The sequence below is a fragment of the Novosphingobium resinovorum genome (genome assembly GCF_027922145.1).
Classification (GTDB): Bacteria; Pseudomonadota; Alphaproteobacteria; order Sphingomonadales; family Sphingomonadaceae; genus Novosphingobium; species Novosphingobium resinovorum.
The window spans coordinates 100,779-117,986 of record NZ_BSFC01000043.1; the positions used below are offsets into that span (position 1 = coordinate 100,779).

At 65.8% G+C, this 17,208-nt stretch carries 13 protein-coding genes; 2 read left to right on the forward strand and 11 right to left on the reverse strand.

The features are described from left to right. Positions 1 to 2 precede the first annotated feature (2 nt). The 5 genes from glgC to PKE80_RS22235 all read right to left on the reverse strand — a co-directional run bounded on the left by glgC (position 3) and on the right by PKE80_RS22235 (position 7,945). The gene (gene glgC, locus PKE80_RS22215) at positions 3 to 1,265 is read right to left on the reverse strand and encodes a glucose-1-phosphate adenylyltransferase (RefSeq protein ID WP_008831502.1); all 1,263 of its coding nucleotides are present in this window, start codon (positions 1,263 to 1,265) and stop codon (positions 3 to 5) included. A gap of 178 nt (positions 1,266 to 1,443) precedes the next feature. After that, positions 1,444 to 3,618, reverse strand: a complete 2,175-nt coding sequence (gene glgB / locus PKE80_RS22220) for a 1,4-alpha-glucan branching protein GlgB (RefSeq protein WP_271184393.1) — start codon at positions 3,616 to 3,618, stop codon at positions 1,444 to 1,446. Beyond that, entirely contained in the window at positions 3,615 to 6,044 is a 2,430-nt protein-coding gene (locus PKE80_RS22225; RefSeq protein WP_271184394.1) for a glycogen/starch/alpha-glucan phosphorylase, read from the reverse strand. The genes glgB and PKE80_RS22225 overlap by 4 nt, the downstream gene beginning before the upstream one ends. Before the next feature lie 219 nt (positions 6,045 to 6,263). Continuing rightward, on the reverse strand, positions 6,264 to 6,986 hold the full coding sequence (locus PKE80_RS22230; RefSeq protein WP_271184395.1) for a 4-carboxy-4-hydroxy-2-oxoadipate aldolase/oxaloacetate decarboxylase: 723 nt from the start codon (positions 6,984 to 6,986) through the stop codon (positions 6,264 to 6,266). Further along, on the reverse strand, positions 6,983 to 7,945 hold the full coding sequence (locus tag PKE80_RS22235; protein WP_271184396.1) for a hydroxyacid dehydrogenase: 963 nt from the start codon (positions 7,943 to 7,945) through the stop codon (positions 6,983 to 6,985). Before PKE80_RS22235 ends, PKE80_RS22230 begins: the two co-directional genes overlap by 4 nt. Positions 7,946 to 8,095: 150 nt before the next feature. On the opposite strand from PKE80_RS22235, the gene PKE80_RS22240 reads away from it, so the two are divergent. Next, entirely contained in the window at positions 8,096 to 9,019 is a 924-nt protein-coding gene (locus tag PKE80_RS22240; protein ID WP_271184397.1) for an SMP-30/gluconolactonase/LRE family protein, read from the forward strand. 130 nt (positions 9,020 to 9,149) lie between these two features. On the opposite strand, the gene PKE80_RS22245 is transcribed toward PKE80_RS22240, so the two are convergent. The 6 genes from PKE80_RS22245 to PKE80_RS22270 form a co-directional block, all read right to left on the reverse strand. Further along, complete coding sequence (locus tag PKE80_RS22245; RefSeq protein WP_271184398.1) at positions 9,150 to 9,569, reverse strand: GlcG/HbpS family heme-binding protein; 420 nt, start codon at positions 9,567 to 9,569, stop codon at positions 9,150 to 9,152. A gap of 87 nt (positions 9,570 to 9,656) precedes the next feature. Further along, positions 9,657 to 10,385, reverse strand: a complete 729-nt coding sequence (locus PKE80_RS22250; RefSeq protein WP_271184399.1) for a GntR family transcriptional regulator — start codon at positions 10,383 to 10,385, stop codon at positions 9,657 to 9,659. A gap of 161 nt (positions 10,386 to 10,546) precedes the next feature. Further along, positions 10,547 to 12,598, reverse strand: a complete 2,052-nt coding sequence (locus tag PKE80_RS22255; RefSeq protein ID WP_271184400.1) for a TonB-dependent receptor domain-containing protein — start codon at positions 12,596 to 12,598, stop codon at positions 10,547 to 10,549. 74 nt (positions 12,599 to 12,672) lie between these two features. Beyond that, positions 12,673 to 13,347, reverse strand: a complete 675-nt coding sequence (locus PKE80_RS22260) for a DUF1826 domain-containing protein (protein WP_271184401.1) — start codon at positions 13,345 to 13,347, stop codon at positions 12,673 to 12,675. Between the two features lie 121 nt (positions 13,348 to 13,468). Next, a complete protein-coding gene (locus PKE80_RS22265) occupies positions 13,469 to 15,613 on the reverse strand; it encodes a TonB-dependent receptor (protein WP_271184402.1) in 2,145 nt (714 codons plus the stop codon). Positions 15,614 to 15,782: 169 nt separating this feature from the next. Then, entirely contained in the window at positions 15,783 to 16,439 is a 657-nt protein-coding gene (locus PKE80_RS22270; RefSeq protein ID WP_271184403.1) for a response regulator transcription factor, read from the reverse strand. 108 nt (positions 16,440 to 16,547) lie between these two features. Between PKE80_RS22270 and PKE80_RS22275 the strand changes: the two genes are divergently transcribed. After that, the gene (locus tag PKE80_RS22275) at positions 16,548 to 17,180 is read left to right on the forward strand and encodes a response regulator transcription factor (protein ID WP_271184404.1); all 633 of its coding nucleotides are present in this window, start codon (positions 16,548 to 16,550) and stop codon (positions 17,178 to 17,180) included. Positions 17,181 to 17,208 lie beyond the last annotated feature (28 nt).

A 17,208-nucleotide genomic window follows, 5' to 3' on the forward strand; every position in this document is an offset into this window, starting at 1 on the left:
CATCACAGGCCCAGCCGGTCGATCATCGGCTTGGTGATCAGGCATACGCCGTTCTCGGTGCGGCGGAAGCGGCGGGCGTCGAGTTCGGGGTCCTCGCCGACGACCAGCCCCTCGGGGATGCGCACGCCGGAATCGACGATCACGCGCTTGAGCTGGGCGCTGCGGCCGATGTTGCAGTAGGGCAGGATCACGCCCTCTTCCACGCTGGAGAAGCTGCCCATCTTCACGCCCGTCATCAGCAGAGAGCGCCGGGCGAGAGCGCCCGAGACGATGCAGTCGTTCGAGATCAGCGACGAGATCGCATGGCCCCGCCGCCCGTCTTCGTCATGGACGAACTTGGCCGGCGCGGCGACCACCGAGTCCGACCAGATCGGCCATTCGCGGTCGTACATGTCGAGCTTGGGCACGGTGTCCGTCAGGTCGAGGTTGGCGTCGAAATAGGCGTCGAGGGTGCCCGCGTCGCGCCAGTATTCCTCGATCTCCTCGGCCGCACGGATGCAGCTGTTGGTGAAGCGGTGGGCCTGCGCCTTGCCGTGCTTGACGATGTAGGGGATGATGTCGCCGCCGAAATCGCGCTTGCTGTCGGGGTCGGCGGCGTCGCGGCGCAGCTGCTCGAACAGGAAATCCGTGTTGAACACGTAGATGCCCATAGAGGCCAGCGCCATGTCCTCCTGCCCCGGAATGCCCGGCGGATCGGCGGGTTTCTCGACGAAGGCGGTGATGCGGTCCTCGGCATCGACGTGCATGACGCCGAAGGCCACCGCCTCCATGCGCGGCACGACGAGGCAGCCCACGGTCACGTCCGCACCCGAGTTGACGTGCTCCTGCAGCATCAGCTCGTAGTCCATCTTGTAGACGTGGTCGCCCGCCAGGATCACCATGTACTTGGGCGCGTGCGGCTGGATGATGTCGATGTTCTGGTAAACCGCATCGGCGGTGCCCTCGTACCACAGCAGCTCCGAAATGCGCTGGCTGGCGGGGAGGATGTCGAAGCTCTCGTTACGCTCGGGGCGCATGAAGTTCCACGCGCGCTGCATGTGGCGGATCAGGCTATGCGCCTTGTACTGCGTGGCGACGCCGATGCGGCGGATGCCCGAGTTGATCGCGTTCGACAGCGCGAAGTCGATGATCCGGGCCTTGCCGCCGAAGTAGACGGCGGGCTTGGCGCGATTGTCGGTCAGCTCCCTCAGGCGGCTGCCTCGTCCGCCGGCCAGGACATAGGCCATGGCATCGCGCGCGAGCGGCGAGCCGGAAGCTGGTCTCATTTTATGTCTCTCCGTAGTTATGTGTCTGATTGGAAACTTGATGAGGTAATTCAGGGTGTCCCGTCACCACCATCGTTCGTCATTGCGAGCGCAGCGAAGCAATCCAGGGCGGTTTTGCGTCGCCCTGGATTGCTTCGCTGCGCTCGCAATGACGAACAGGTGAGGCGGGTTCATCGTCTTATCCGGCGTATTCGAGCATGATCGTGGCCAATGGCGGCAAGGTTACCGTCGCCTGCCCGTCCAACGCCTTCACCTGACCGAGGTTGCCCTTGCCGGTGCCGCCGTAGTGGACGGAATCGCTGTTGAGCACTTCGCTCCACTTGCCGTCGATCGGCAGGGGGATGCGATACCCGACGCGCATCGTGGGCGTCATGTTGGCGATCACCGCGATGGGCTTGGCCCCCGGTGCCTTGCGCAGCCAGGCGAAGACGCAGTTCTCCTTGTCGTCGACGATCAGCCACTCGAAGCCCTCGGGATCGCAATCCCCTGCGTGAAGCGCGGGCTTGGTGCGATAGAGGCGGTTGAGGTCCTTCACCAGATTGCGCACGCCTTCGTGCGCGGGGGCATCGCGCAAGTCCCAGTCCAGCGCGCGCTCCTCGCTCCATTCGCGGCGCTGGGCGAATTCCTGCCCCATGAACAGCAGCTTCTTGCCCGGATAGGCCCACATGAAGGCGTAGTAGGCGCGCAGGTTCGCGAACTTCTGCCAGTCGTCGCCGCTCATCTTGCCCAGCAACGAGCCCTTGCCGTGAACCACTTCGTCATGGCTGAGCGGCAGGACGTAGTTTTCCGAGAAGGCGTAGACGAGGCCGAAGGTCAGGTCTTCATGGTGATACTTCCGATGCACGGAATCGCGCGCCATGTAGCGCAGCGTGTCGTGCATGAAGCCCATGTTCCACTTGAACCCGAAGCCCAGCGCGGTCTCGCGCCCCTTGCCGTCGCCTTCGTAGGCGGGCTGGGTGACGCCGGGCCATGCCGTCGATTCCTCGGCGATGGTCATGAAGCCGGGGTGCTCGCGGTAGACGGCGCGGTTGACTTCGCGCAGGAATTCCACCGCCTCCCAGTTCTCGCGGCCACCGTCCTGATTGGCGATCCACTCGCCCGCCTTGCGCGAGTAGTCGCGGTAGAGCATCGAGGCGACGGCATCCACGCGCAGCCCGTCGACGTGGTAGCGCTCGGCCCAGAACAGCGCGTTGTTGAGCAGGAAGCTGGCGACCTCGCGGCGGCCGAAGTTGTAGATCAGCGTGCCCCAGTCGGGCTGCTGGCCCAGCTTCGGGTCGGCGTGTTCGTAAAGCGCGGTGCCGTCGAAGCGGCAGAGGCCGTGCTCGTCCTTGGGGAAGTGCGCGGGCACCCAGTCGAGCAGGACGCCGATGCCCGCCCGGTGCGCGCCGTCGACGAAGCGGGCGAAGCCGGCAGGTTCCCCGAAGCGCGAAGTCGGGGCGTAGAGGCCGGTCGTCTGGTAACCCCACGAAGGATCGTAGGGGTGCTCGCTGATCGGCAGGAACTCGATATGGGTAAAGCCCATCTCGACCACGTAGGGGATCAGTTCGTCGGCCAGCGCATCCCAGTCGAGGAACCAGTTCCAGCGGTCGCGCTTCCACGAACCGGGGTGGACCTCGTAGATCGAGACCGGCACCTTGCGGGCGTCGACGGTGGCCCAGTGCTCGCGGTGGGCCTTGTCGCCCCAGTCGAGCTTGGCCGGGACGGCGGTGACCGAGGCGTTGTCCGGCCGGATTTCCGACATGAAGGCGAAGGGATCGGCTTTCAGCGGCTGCACCATGCCGTCGGCGCCGACCACGTGGTACTTGTAGGCGCGGTAATCGCCGATGTCGGGGATGAAGATTTCCCACACGCCGATATCGGCGCGGGCGCGCATGACGTGGCGCTTGGCGTCCCAGTCGTTGAAGTCGCCCACCACGCTGACCTGCCGGGCGTTGGGCGCCCAGACCGCGAAGTGGACGCCGTGCGCGCCCTCATGCTCGATCAGGTGCGCGCCCAGCTTGTCGAACAGGCGGTAATGCGTGCCTTGCGCGATCAGCAGGTCGTCCACCGGGCCGAGCACCGGGCCGAAGGTATATGGGTCGGTTACAAGCCAGTCATGCCCGTGCGCTGTGCAGCGGTAGCGGATCGGCTGCGGCTTGATACGTAGCCGCCCTTCGAAGAGATAGCGCGGATCGACCTTGTCGAGCTTGCCGAGCCAGTGTCCGTCGAGGCTGAACGCCTCGACGGTCTCGGCGCCCGGAAGGATCGCCCTCAGGTGCGTCCCGTCCGGCCCGGCATGGGTGCCGAGCAGCGAGAACGGATCTGCGTTGGTTCCTAGAAGCAGGGATTCGAGAGCGCTTTCCGTTGGCTTCACAGAACTTTCCAGATGTCCTTGGCGTACTCGGAGATAGTACGGTCCGAGGAGAACCAACCGACGTTGGCGATGTTCCGGATTGCCGAGGCGCGCCAGCCCGCCTTGTTCTCCCACCGCGCGTCGACTTCGCGCTGGGCGGCGGTGTAGCTGTCGAAATCGGCGGCGCACATGAACCAGTCATGCTCGTAGATGCCGTTGACCAGCCCTTCGTAGCGGTGCGGATCGTCGTGCGAGAACACGCCCGAGGCGATGGCCGACAGGGCCTGCCCCAGTTCGCGCGATTCCTCGATGATGGCGCGGGGGTTGTAGCCCTCGGCACGCTTGGCGGCGACTTCCTCGGCGGTCAGGCCGAAGATGACGATGTTCTCGTCGCCGACGTGCTCCTTGATCTCGACGTTGGCGCCGTCGAGCGTGCCGATCGTCAGCGCGCCGTTGAGGGCGAATTTCATGTTGCCCGTGCCCGAGGCTTCCATGCCCGCGGTCGAGATCTGCTCCGACAGGTCGGCGGCGGGGATGATCCGCTCGGCCAGGCTGACATTGTAGTTGGGCACGTAGACGACCTTGAGCAGCCCGCCCACCGAGGGGTCGGAATTGATGCGCCGGGCGATGTCGTTCGCCAGCTTGATGATGAGCTTGGCGTTGTGATAGCTCGACGCGGCCTTGCCGCCGAAGATCTTGACGCGCGGCACCCAGTCGCGCTCCGGGTGGCTGCGGATCTGGTCGTAGAGCGCGACCGTCTCGATCAGGTTGAGCAGCTGGCGTTTGTATTCGTGGATGCGCTTGATCTGGACGTCGAACATCGCGTCGGGATCGAGGCGGATGCCCATCGTGCGCTTGATGTAGTCCGCCAGCGCGACCTTGTTCGATCGCTTGACCTCCGCGATGCGCTCACCCAGCGCGGCGTCGTCCGCCAGCGCGTTGAGGTCGGACAGCTTCGCCGCGTCGTCCAGGAATTCAGGGCCGATGGCGTCCCTGATGACCTTGGTGAGCCCGGGATTGCACTGCTGCAGCCAGCGGCGCGGGGTGACGCCGTTGGTCTTGTTGTTGATCCGGCTCGGGTAGAGCGCGTGGAGATCGGCGAAGACCGTCTCTTTCATCAGATCGGTATGCAGCGCGGCGACGCCGTTGATCGAGTGCGCGCCCACGAACGCGAGGTTCGCCATGCGCACGCGGCGCTCCCCGCTCTCGTCGATGAGGCTGATCGCGGCGATCTGCGCGTCGGTCAGGCCCGCCTTGCGCGCTTCGCGCAGGACGCGGCTGTTGATCGCGTAGATGATCTGCATGTGGCGCGGCAGCAGGCGCTCGAACAGCGGCAGCGGCCAGGTTTCCAGCGCCTCGGGCAGAAGGGTGTGGTTGGTGTAGGAGATGGTCTTCTTGGTGACCTCCCACGCCTCGTTGAACTCCAGCCCTTCGAGGTCGACCAGAACGCGCATCAGTTCGGCGACGGCGACCGAGGGATGCGTGTCGTTGAGCTGGATCGCGGCCTTGTCCGGCAGGGTGCGGATATCGCCCTCGTACTGGACGTGGCGGCGCACGATGTCCTGGATCGAGGCGGCGGTGAAGAAATACTCCTGCCGCAGCCGAAGCTCCTGGCCCGCCGGGCTGGAGTCGGCCGGATAGAGCACGCGCACCAGCGCCTCGGCCCGCACCTTCTCCGCCAGCGCGCCGAAGTGGTCGCCGGCGTTAAAGGCGTCGAGCTTCAGCGGGTCGATCGGGTTGGCGGTCCACAGCCGCAGCGTGTTGACGCGCTTGCCGCGCCAGCCGACCACCGGGGTATCGACGGCGGTGGCGTCCACTTCCTCGGCCGCGTTCCACATGACACCGTCGCCCTTGGCGATTACCTCACCGCCGAAGCCGATGCGGTAGGTGCTCTCCAGCCGCTCGAACTCCCACGGGTTGCCGTGAGCGAGCCATGTCTCGGGCAGTTCGACCTGCCAGCCGTCGTCGATGCGCTGGCGGAACATGCCGTTCACGTAGCGGATGCCGTAGCCGTAAGCCGGAATGTCGAGCGTCGCGAGGCTCTCCATGAAGCACGCCGCCAGACGCCCGAGGCCGCCGTTGCCGAGCGCCGCGTCGGGCTCCAACTCCTCCAGTTCGGCAAGGTCGAGGCCGAAGGAAGCGAGGGCCTTCTCCATGTCGCGCGTGACGCCCAGGTTCGAGAGCGCGTCGCGCAGCAGGCGACCGATCAGGAACTCCATCGAGAGGTAGTAGACGCGCTTGCCGCCCGCCTCGTACGTCCGCTGGGTCGATTCGATCCACGCGTCGATGATGTGATCGCGCAAGGTCAGGATCGAGGATGCGTACCAGTCATGCTGCTTGGCCGCGCGCTGATCCTTGCCGATGCGGCGACGCAGGACGCGCAGGATGTCCTTTTCCATCTGCGAGACGGCGTCTTGCTTGATGTCGGACACGGGTTCGCTGGCCATGAGCACACTCCATAGCAGGCCATGCCGACGTACCGAATACGGCTCGACGGGACGGGCCGGTTGATGCCAGGACGAAGGCGACGCCCCCTTCCCGTTCCTAAGGAGTAATGGCTAGCACAGGCTTGCGATGCGGCAAGAGAGATTGTGCAGTGCGGCAATGATTTTCCTGCCCGGGAAAGACCGGAGCCGCGCAAGGCAGCCCCGGCCTCCTGCATGGACCTAGCGGTCCTCCTCCCAGGTGCAGTCCTTGATCTCGATGCCGAGGTCGGCGACCAGCTTGCGCATGCCGAGGACGTCGAACAGCACTTCGCCCTCGCCGATACGGCGGCGGAACTCGACCTCGTTGGCTGCGCGGGCCTCGGCATTCGTGACGGCCAGTTCCAGCAGCGCGCGCGGGATCACCAGAACGCCGTCCGAATCGCCGACGATCAGGTCGCCCGGCTCCACCAGCACGCTATCGACCACGATCGGCACGTTGACCGCAGCCGGGCCGCGCTTCTTGGGGTGTTCGGGAGAGACGGCGGTAGACCAGACCGGATAGCCGAGGTCCCGGATCGCATCGACGTCGCGCGTGGCGCCATGGACGACGGTGCCGACGAGGCCCTTCTTCTGCGCGAACGTGCAAGCGACGTCGCCCCACAGCGCGCCCTGATGCCCGCCACCGTTGGTCAGGACCAGCACGTCGCCCGCCTCGGCGGTATAAAGTGCGGCATGGATGGCGAGGTTATCGCCCGGGAAATTCCACGCCGTCACCGCCGGACCGCAGACCTTCTGGCCGGGCGCGATGGGGACCATGGCCGGGCTCATCAGGCACATGCGCCCGGCGATCTCGCCAAGGCCTTCGTGCAGGTCGGCGATGCCGAACTTCGCGGCGCGGGCGATGAGCGCCGGGTCGGGGCGGTGCACCCTGGCATAGATCACGGACTTGGTGGGCGCGGTCACGGCAGAACCTCCGGGTTGAGCAGGGTGGCGGGGACTTCGCCCCGGCTGACGGTGTCGATGACGGCGGCGACATGAAGCGCCATGTCCTTCATCCCCGCCTCGGTCACGCCCGCGACGTGGGGCGAGAGCAGGCAGTTGGAGAGGCCGAACAACGGGTGGTCGGCAGCGGGCGGTTCGGCCTCGAACACGTCGATACCCGCGCCCGCGATCTGGCCGCAGCGCAGCGCCTCGGCCAGCGCTGCCTCGTTGACGATCCCTCCGCGAGAGCAGTTCACCAGCAGCGCGTGCGGCTTCATCATGCCCAGCTCGACGGTATCGATGAGGTTGCGGGTGCCCTCGGTCAGGGGCACGTGAATGGATACGATGTCGCAGCCGAGCACGCCCGTCAGGTCTGCCGGTTCGACACCTGCGGCGCGCACTTCAGCATCGGACACCACAGGATCAAAGGCCAGCACCTCACACCCGAACCCGGCGCCGCAGATCTTGGCGACTTGCCGGGCGATCCGGCCGAAGCCGATCAGACCGACGCGGGCACCGGTGAGGTCGCCGAGGCGGATGCCCCAACGTTCGTCCCAGCGCCCCTCGCGCACGAGGGCATCCATGTCGCGCGTGCGGCGCAGCAGGCCGAGCATCAGCGAAACCGAGCCCTCTGCCACGGCGGTGGAGTTGTTGCCGCCCGGCGTGTTGGCGACCATCACCCCTTGCTGGGTAGCGGCAGGAATGGCGATGTTGTCCACACCCGCGCCATGCTTCACGATGGCCTTGAGGCCGCGCATCGCGCCGAAGATATCCGGCCCCAGCGGGCTGGTGCGGATGACGAGCACGGTCGTTTCGGCCACGCTGGGATCGTCGAGTCCGATGACATCATGCGCCGCCGCGATGCGCTCCACTCCTGACGGATGGATCGGATCGACGATGCAGACGCGCTCTCGGGAGGGGGTGGGAGTGTCCTTGGGCATTGTTCTTGATGTATACCATCGGGGCGATTTTGGAGGGCCTGACGGTGAAAGGCCTTTAGCTTACGGTCAAGCTGCAATACGGTTGGCGACTTATAATATGTATCCGATCCGGGCACTTCCCGTCCGGGCGATCAATCGAAGGAGAGGACGATGTTCGCCGCCCCGCCCGCCGTCACCGCGGAAGTGTTCTGCCGTATTCCCGACAAGTTTCGCCGCTTCGGCGAAAGCACGCAGTGGGCGCAGGTCCAGCTTCACGGCGCCGCCGCGCCGGTGTTCCTCGAAGGGCCGGTCTTCGATGCGGCGGGCAACCTGTGGGTCACCGACATTCCCTGGGGACGGCTGTTCCGGATCAGCCCGGACGGTGAATGTGAAGTCGGCTTCGAGTACGATGGCCAGCCCAACGGCATGAAATTCCTGAGCGACGGACGCCTGCTGGTGGCCGATCACCACAAGGGCATGGTCATCTGCGACCCTGCCAGCGGCAAGGCGGAGACGTGGTTCGACCGCTATCTGCTCGAACCGTTCCTGGGCTGCAACGACCTGACGATCGCGAAGAACGGCGACATCTGGTTCACCGATCAGGGCCAGTCTGGCTGGCAGAACCCCAACGGCCGCCTGTTCCGCGTCCGCGCCGGGACCGGACGGCTGGAACTGATGCTGGACGGGATTCCCAGCCCCAACGGCCTCGTGCTCAACAAGGCGGAGACCGCGCTTTACCTTGCCGTGACGCGCGCCAATGCGGTGTGGCGTTGTCCTCTCGTCAATGACGGCGAGGTGATCTCCAAGGTCGGGACCTATATCCAGCTTTCCGGCGGCTCCGGCCCGGACGGGCTGACCATCGACGAGAACGACAACCTCGTCGTCTGCCATGTGGGCTTCGGCGCGGTGTGGCTGTTCTCCGACCGGGGCGAGCCGATGCTGCGGATCGATGTTCCGGAAGGGCGCTACACCACCAACGCGGCCTACGGCGGGCCTGGGAACAGGTGGTTGTTCTTCACGGAATCGAGCACGGGGACGGTCTACAAGGTCGAGATGCCGGTAGCCGGGCGGGAGATCTACGAGGCAACGATTTAAAGATCCTCCCCGAGCTTGCTCGGGGAGGGGGACCGCCGACGTAGTCGGTGGTGGAGGGGGAGAGTTCGAACATTCCCCCTCCGTCGGCCCTGACGGGCTGCCACCTCCCCGAGACAAGCTCGGGGAGGAATTAGGCGGCTGTCAGGCCTGCCGCTGCAATGCCCGCGAAGGCCGCTTCCTCATCCTTGTCCGAGAGGTCGCCGCTCACGCCGACCGCGCCGAGCAGCACGCCTGCTTCGTCGCGGATCAACACGCCGCCTGCCGCCGGGATCAGCTTGCCGTGCCACGCGGCCGACAGCGCCGCCATGAATTGCGGGCGTTCCGCCGCCATGTCGCCGAGCTTGCGGCTGGACACGCCCATCGCCAGCGCGCCCGCCGCCTTGCCCGCGGCAATGTCGGGGCGGCCGTAGCCCGAGCCGTCCTCGCGCTCCATGGCGACGAGGTGGCCGCCGGCGTCGAGCACCACGACGGTCAGCGGATTGAGCCCCATTTCGCGCCCCTTGGCACGAGTGGCGGCGATAAGGCTGCGGGACTGGTCGAGGGTAATCATGCGCACAGGTTCTCCTGAATCGGTGGGCGAACCTTGGGGAAGGCGGCCCCTGCCTGCCCGTCCTGCGCGGCTTTTACAAGCGCCTGCCTACTCCGCCGCGAGCGGTATCGCCCCGCCGTCGCCGATCAGGTGCCCGTAGCGCAGCAAGCTGGTGCGGGTGCGGCGGATGTGCATGACGAGGGCGGCCTGAGCGGTCTCGACCTCGCGCTTGGCGATGGCGTCGTAGAGCAGCTGGTGCTCCAGATCGTGCGTGCGTCCACCCGGGCTCTTCGTTCCCGGCGTGGCGCTCGCCGCTGCCCCTGACATCGCCAGCTTCATGTAGGCGCGGCGATAGCTTTGCGTCGTGTCCCAGACCCGCTCGACGATCTGCGCGAGCAATGGCGTCGAGTGGCGGCGATAGGTGATCCAGTGGAATTCGCGGCCGAGCGCGATCGCTTCGTCGATGTCGGCGGTCTGCTCGTTGCGCTCCATGACGGCGCGCAAGTCGGCGAGGTCGGCTTCGGTCAGGTGCGGGACGCTGTCGGCAAGGAGCAGCGGCTCTATCCTTTCGCGGATTTCGTAAGACACCTCGAGGTCGCGGCGCGTCAGGCTGGTGACCCGCGCGCCCGCATTCGCGCGCATGGTGACCAGCCCGCGCGCCTCGAGGATGCGCAAGGCATCGCGCACCGGAATGCGGCTGGTGGCCAGTTCGTCTGCCAGTTCGTCCTGCTTGATCCGTGCACCGGGAGGCAGTGCTCCCGATAGGATACGTTCGGCTAGAATATCGGCGACGCGCTGGCTGGCGACGCCCTGGGGAACGGTAAGGTCTCTGGTCATGGCGTCGCTTCGCGTTTTGGATACGATCAGCGGCATAGACCGTTACGAAGGGGGCGCAAAGAGGTACGTGACGGCGCTCAAGAGAGATGAAGTCGCGAAGGGAGGACGGCGTAGACGTCGCCGCGCCGTCCTCCCTGCGCCGTCCTCCCTGTCTTTCGGGATCAGAACATGGTTCGCAGGCCGAACACCACGTTGCGCCCGCGTAGCGGGGAGGCGTCCTTGATGAAGGATGCGTGGTTGAAGGCGAGGGCATTCGTCAGGTTGGTGCCGCGCACATAGAGTTCGGCCGACTGCTCGCCGAGAGCCAGCTTGTAGGAGACTGTGGCGTTGACCATGTCGTAACCCGGCGTGCGCGTCTCGTAGGAGGAGATGCGGCTCTGCTCGAAGACGCGAAAGTATTCGGCGTTCACGGCGAAGCCCGCCACCGCGACGTCGCCGCGCGCGCCGAGACGTCCCGCTGGGATGCGCGGCAGGTTACCGCCTTCATCCTTGAACTTCGCGCGCACGTAATCGCCGAAAACGGCAAGCCCGATGGTCGGCGAGAACTGATGGTGGACCTCGCCGTCGATGCCGGTGAAGGTGGCGTCGTGCGCGGTGTACCTGATGAGGCGGAAGTCCTCGAAGCGGTCCAGCGTCTCGGCGTAGATGTAACCGTCGAAGTCCTGGTGATAGGCGCCCAGCGTGAAGTGCGTGTCGCCCAGCGACTTGCGAAGGGTCACGTCGATGGAGTGTGCCGTTTCCTTGCCCAGCGTCGCGTCGCCCAGTTCATAGGTATTGGTCGCAAGGTGCACGCCGCGCGCGAACAGTTCCTGTGCCATCGGCGCACGTTGCGACCGGGCGAGCGAGAGCGCGACCGAATAACCGTTGCCGGCTTCCCAGATTGCCGCGCCGGAGAGCGAGAACGGATTGTGCTCGGCGCGGCGGTTCAGCGTCGTCTCGATCCTCTGCCACTCCTGCCGCACGGCGCCTTCGAAGCGGACGGGACCGAACTGGAGCGTTTCGAAGAGGAACAGACCGGTGTTCGTCGTCTTGCTCTCGGGCAGATAGGCCTCGGTGCCGATGGCGCTGAAGTCGCTCCGGGCGTGCTGGACGCCGAAAGTGCCGCGAAGTCCCGCCAGCGGCTTGTGCGTCAGTTCAAGGCGGACATCGTGCGCCTTGTTGCGGAAAGTCGTCGCGACCTCGTCATGTTCCAGTTCCTCGTGGCGGTACGTGGTCATGCCCGCGCGGAAGCGCACCCGCTCGAAACCGGGAAGCGGCTCTTCGTAGTCGCTGCGGATGTCGATTCGCTCGCTGCGCAGGCGCACGTAGGGCACTTCGTCATGGCCCTCTTCGTCGTGGTCGTGGTCGTGATCGTGGCCATCATCGTGATCGGCGTGGTCATCGTGGCCGCCGCAGTGGAGGCTGGCGCCGTGCGGGTGGCAGTCCTCGTAGTCGTGGCTGTGGCCGGGCAGTCCGTATTCGCTGGCCTGCCGGGTATAGGCTGCGCCGATATATCCCCGCTCGCCGACCCAGGCGCCGCCGACGGACCACGTCGAGGTGTCGTTGTAGGAGCCGTCGACGCGACGGTCGCCGAAGCGCGAGGGAACGCGATAGTCGTCGCTGGAACGGGCGACGCCTTCCACGCGAACGGCGAAGTTGCCGATGGCGCCGGTCATGCCGCCCACCAGTGACTGTTCGTTGTCCGCCGTGCCGAGACGCGCTTCCGCGACCGCTGCGACGCCATTGGCCGGCAGGGCCGTGGGAATCCTGCTGTCGAGCACGTTAACCGCGCCGCCGATCGCACCGCCGCCGTAAAGCAGCGTCGCCGGTCCGCGCAGAACCTCGATTCCGCGCATCAGCAGCGGCTCGGCCACGACCGCATGATCCGGAGAGACCTGCGAGGCGTCCTGGATCTGCGAGGCGTCGGACAGGACCTGCACGCGCGGCGCGGTCTGGCCGCGGATGACCGGGCGGCTCGCACCGCCGCCGAAGTTGTCGAAGTTGACGCCGGGCTGCCCGGCCAGCGTCTCTCCCAGCGTCGCCTGACGGCGGTGGACAAGCTCGTCTCCGCCCAGCGTCAGGACCGGCGTGACGGTCTCGTCCGCGCGCTGCTGCAGCGCCGTCGCCGTGACCACGATGTCATCGGCGCGGTGCGCCTTAGTCGATTGCGCGAGGGCCGCCGGAGCGACGATGCAAGCGGTTGCGACCGAGGCCAGAAGTATTCCGTGTTTCATGCCGAATTGTCCCCTCTAGGCTTGAGGGGTGGCCGTTAGATCATAATGAGATGATATAACATAAGATTTATATTTCAAAAAGTTTCCGGCGGCATCGGCGACGGGAGGGCCGGGAAGGGCAGATCCAGAACCAGCAGCAGGCGTGATATGCCCGTTCCGGCGATCGGCGGCGAGCGATGGAGGATCGCCGGTTCTTGAGCCCAGATACGGCCCTTGAACAGTCCGACGTCCCCTGCACGCAATCGCCTGACGGATGCGTCTTGTCCACAGGCCACTTCGATCCACTCCGTGCCGGGTTCGGTAAGGGGTATGATCATCCGCGCCCGGACGTTGTCCATGTGGAACTTGCGGCAGGCATCGGTCTCGACGATCTCCAGCCGCATGCGGACTGCGTCGCTTTGCATGATGCGGGCGAACAGGCGTGCCTGGGTGCTGATCTCTTCTGCAAGCGTGGCGGCGCGCCCATCGTCCGGGTAGCCCGCATCCCGCAGCGCGGCGGGGATGGACACAGTCAGGTCTACGACCGGAAAAGTCTCCTGCAGATCGTCGATTTCGTCGAGGTCGAGCGCATCGAGCCAGTCGAGCGACGCCGGCCGCGCGCGCTGCCACAAGGCGAGGTGGACGGCCTCGTCGTGGATGCAGTCCAGCACCAGCGGGATTTCGGCCGCGATCCATGCCGCTCGTGGGTGCGACAAAGAACCGCAGGGCATTGCGCTTTCGTCGGCGCCGGGCGAGACAGGAATGTTCATGGCTGGGATGTGCGTGACCCCTGGTCTCTCGGTTCAGGCCGGCGGTCGTTCCCGATGCCTGACCGGTTTTCCGGGGCGACGTGGCCGTCGCCCCGGAAGGTGATCCGTCGGAAGCCGGTTTTTAGAAGCTGACCCGCGCGCTGACGCGTATGTCCCGCCCGGCGAGCATCGAATAGTCCTTGAGGAACGACGATGCCCGGCGTGCCACGACGTCGAAGATGTTGTTCGCCGACAAGGCGAAGCTGAGTGGACGTTCGTTGCCCCAGGGACGGATGTTCACTTCGGCGTTGACCATAGTGTAGCCCGGCGTGCTCGTCTCGAATTCGGACGTGCGGTCCTGCTTGGTGACGCGCTCTACTTCGCCGCGGATGTCGAACTTGGGCGCCTGATAGCTCAGCCCGCCCAGAACGCGCAGCGGCGGTATGCGCGGCGCGGGGCCGACGCCGCTGATCTGGGCGTGGACATAGTCGCCCAGCGCATCGGCCACCACCTTGCCGTCGCCGAACCGGGCGAGGGTGAATGACCCCTGCGCCTCGAAGCCGTAGTAACGCGCGTCGGTCTGGCGGAACTGGTAGACGGGAAGGCCATCCTCTTCCGCGCCAGTCAGGTCCTCGTAAATGAAATTCGAGAACCAGGTGTGATAGGCCGATGCCTCGAAGGTGTAGTTCTCGCCGCTGCCGCGCAGGATCGCCTCGATGCTGTTGGCCTTCTCCAGTTTGAAGTCGGGGTTGCCGACCTCGTAGGCCTGTGTGCCTGCGTGCGGGCCATTGGCGAAGATTTCCTCCGCCGCCGGTGCGCGTTCCGTGTGCGAAAGGTTGAGGCCGACGCGCCAGTTGTCGCTGAGGCCGTAGGATGCGCCCAGCGAGCCGGAGAACGCATCGTAGCTGCGGCTGCCGTCGAAGAACTGTTCCTGATCGCTCAGGGGGCTCGCGGACAGATAGGTGTGCTCGTAGCGGCCACCGGCCTCGAACTTGAGCGCGCCGTAGTCAAGCTGCTGGAGCGTGAAGAGGCCGACCTGCGTGGTGGTGTTCTTGGGCAGGAAGGCTTCGTCGCCGATGACGTTGAAGTCACGGTTGTAGAACTGCAGGCCGGTGACGCCGTGCCAGGCGCCGTGCTTCGCCTGCGTGAATTCGAGGCGGCCTTCCATGCCCTTGTTGTAGAACGCGGTGCCGACCGAACCGTCTTCCTCCAGTTCGGCGTGCGTGTAATCGGCATAACCGAGGCGCAGCGATACCTTGTCCAGCACATTGCCGTCGCCGTCGAGTTCGGCGCGCATGTCGATGCGGTCCTGCTTCAGGCTGAGGCGGGGCGCCTCCTGTTCGTCGCCCGGCTGGGTGGCGAAGCGGATCGGTACGCCGTAAAGGCTGTCGTAGTGGCTGTACGACACGCCGATGTTGCCGCCGGTGCCGATGTAGGCAAGGCCGGCCCCGGCTGTCCAAGTCTTCGACGCCGAATTCGGCAGCTTGCCTTTCACGGCAGCGTTGGCGGCGTAGTCGATCGTTTCCTCGCCATCTGCCGGCTCTTCGGCAGGCAGCAGGCTCGTTGCGAGGGCCTGTTCGCGCAGCGCCGGGGTGAGGGCGTGGCCGCCGATCCGCACGTTGTCGCTCTTCAGGTAGCTGCCGTCGGCATGGGCGACCCAGCCGCCGTCGGGGCCGTTGCTCAGGGGTACGTCCACCGAGGCCGAGCCCGAGCGCTCATTGGCGGCAGATCCATAAGTGCCCATGGCATCGACATGGACCGCCTCGTCCGGGACCGAAGTGGGAATCCGCTTGTCGATCACGTTCACGACGCCGCCGATCGCCGATGAACCGTACAGCAGCGACTGCGGCCCACGCAGCACCTCAATGCGCTCTGCCAGCAGCGGATTGACGACGGCGGCGTGATCGACGGACGTGTTGGAGACGTCGATCGAACCGAGGCCGTTGGTCAGCACGCGCACGCGCTCGCCCTGAAGACCGCGCAGCACTGGACGCGAGGCGCTGGGGCCGAAGGACGTGGCCGAGACACCGGGTTGATGCTCCAGGGTCTCGCCGATCGAGGGACGCATCGCCTGCGCCAGATCTTTGCCCTGCACTACCGCGACGCTCGACAACATGTCCTGGCGGCGGGTGGACAGCACGCCGGTCACGACGATCTCCGACCCTGCCGACTGATGATAGGTGTCGGTGCCCGAACTGGCGGTCTGCGTAGGCGCCGGTTGCGTCTGGGCGATGGCAGGGGAGGCGAGAACAGCCAATGCGCAGCCGGAGAGAAGCTGGAGTTTCATTCGGTTGGGTTCCTGAAAGGACATGATGTAACGTATCTCTGCTCGTCAACGGGCGACCCGAAGGACGATGACGCACCGCACCTAATGGATTTCAGGAGATGTTACAACATCATTTCCGGAAGATTGCCGATCGGTGTTCTTGCCGGGAGCCCGAGCCCGGATTCCGACCCTAGAACCCGGCCATCGAAAGTGAGGCTCGAACCAGGTCGGGCACCGAGCGCAGGGCCATCTTGCGCATCAGGCTGGAGCGGTGGAGCTTGACGGTGATCTCGCTGATCTCCAGTTCCCAGGCGATCTGCTTGTTCATCAACCCGCGTACGACGCCCTCCATAACCTGCCGCTCGCGTGGGGTGAGGGTGCCGAAACGTTGCGAAATGGCCTGATTTCGCCGAGCGACCGAGCGCCGCTCGGTGTCGATTTCCAGCGCGTGCTCGACGGCGCCCAGCAGGTCGTGCTCGTCATAGGGGCGGGGCAGAAAGTCCACCGCCCCCGCTTTGATCGCCCGTACCGAGAGCGGCACGTCGGCATCGTCGGTCAGGAAAATGACGGGAATGGGCTCGCCGCGGCCCTTGAGGCGCTCAATCAGTTCGAGGCCGTCGATGGTGGGCATGCGTACCTCCGCGACGATGCAGCACGGCGCTTCGGGCAGCGCCGCGTCGAGCAAGGCTCCAGCCCAGGCGAAAGTCTCGACGACATGGCCCTCCGCGTCCAGCAGGGCGTGCAGCCTCGACCGGGCCTCGCCGTCGTCATCGACGATCAGAACCTTGCCGGGGCGGGCGTGGTCGTCGGCGGGATTGCGCGTCGGCTGGTTGGTGGGATGGATCATTGCTCAACTCCTTCTGGCGGAGCGGGAATGATGCAAAGTGCACACAACCGGCAATCCCCTCTTTCGGGGGGCTTTCCCCCGAGCGCCCTGCCGGATTACACGCATCACATGGACAACAGCGATTTTCAGGCCACTATCCGCATCGCCGTGGTCGATGACCACCCGCTGCTGCGCGACGGCATCATCGCCGTCTTCGCGACCCAGCCCGATCTGGAACTGATCGCGGTGGGCGAGGACGGCGAGGCGGCGGTGCGCATCTATCGCGAGGCGCGCCCCGATATCCTGCTGCTCGACTTGCAGATGCCCAACGTCGATGGGGTGGAGGCGATGACGCGCATCCTCGCCGAATTTCCCGAGGCGCGCATCCTGGTGCTCACGACCTATTCGGGCGATGGCCGCGCCACGCAGGCGATCAAGGCGGGAGCTTCCGGCTACCTGCTCAAGAACAGCCTGAGGACCGAACTGCTCGATGCGATCCGCTCGGTCCATCGGGGCGGCACGCACTTCGATCGCCAGGTGTTCGGCGCCGCCGACCGCGAGGCCAAGCGCCTGACCGCGCGCGAGAGCGACGTTCTGGAACTGGCGGCGGCGGGCAATTCCAACAAGCAGATCGCGGCGCGGCTGTCACTGTCCGAGGACACGGTGAAAGGCTATATGAAGGCGATCTTCGCGCGGCTCGGCGCGATGGACCGCACGCATGCGGTGGCGATCGCCGTGCGCAACGGGCTGATCGAGCTTTAGATTCTCCCCCTCGTCATTGCGAGCGAAG

Excerpts from the sequence above, each read along its gene's own strand:
- glgC (WP_008831502.1), bottom strand. The coding sequence starts at position 1,265 with ATGAGACCAGCTTCCGGCTCGCCGCTCGCGCGCGATGCCATGGCCTAT.
- PKE80_RS22225 (WP_271184394.1), bottom strand. The coding sequence starts at position 6,044 with ATGGCCAGCGAACCCGTGTCCGACATCAAGCAAGACGCCGTCTCGCAG.
- PKE80_RS22235 (WP_271184396.1), bottom strand. The coding sequence starts at position 7,945 with ATGCCCAAGGACACTCCCACCCCCTCCCGAGAGCGCGTCTGCATCGTC.
- PKE80_RS22240 (WP_271184397.1), top strand. The coding sequence starts at position 8,096 with ATGTTCGCCGCCCCGCCCGCCGTCACCGCGGAAGTGTTCTGCCGTATT.
- PKE80_RS22245 (WP_271184398.1), bottom strand. The coding sequence starts at position 9,569 with ATGATTACCCTCGACCAGTCCCGCAGCCTTATCGCCGCCACTCGTGCC.
- PKE80_RS22250 (WP_271184399.1), bottom strand. The coding sequence starts at position 10,385 with ATGACCAGAGACCTTACCGTTCCCCAGGGCGTCGCCAGCCAGCGCGTC.
- PKE80_RS22255 (WP_271184400.1), bottom strand. The coding sequence starts at position 12,598 with ATGAAACACGGAATACTTCTGGCCTCGGTCGCAACCGCTTGCATCGTC.
- PKE80_RS22260 (WP_271184401.1), bottom strand. The coding sequence starts at position 13,347 with ATGAACATTCCTGTCTCGCCCGGCGCCGACGAAAGCGCAATGCCCTGC.
- PKE80_RS22265 (WP_271184402.1), bottom strand. The coding sequence starts at position 15,613 with ATGAAACTCCAGCTTCTCTCCGGCTGCGCATTGGCTGTTCTCGCCTCC.
- PKE80_RS22270 (WP_271184403.1), bottom strand. The coding sequence starts at position 16,439 with ATGATCCATCCCACCAACCAGCCGACGCGCAATCCCGCCGACGACCAC.
- PKE80_RS22275 (WP_271184404.1), top strand. The coding sequence starts at position 16,548 with ATGGACAACAGCGATTTTCAGGCCACTATCCGCATCGCCGTGGTCGAT.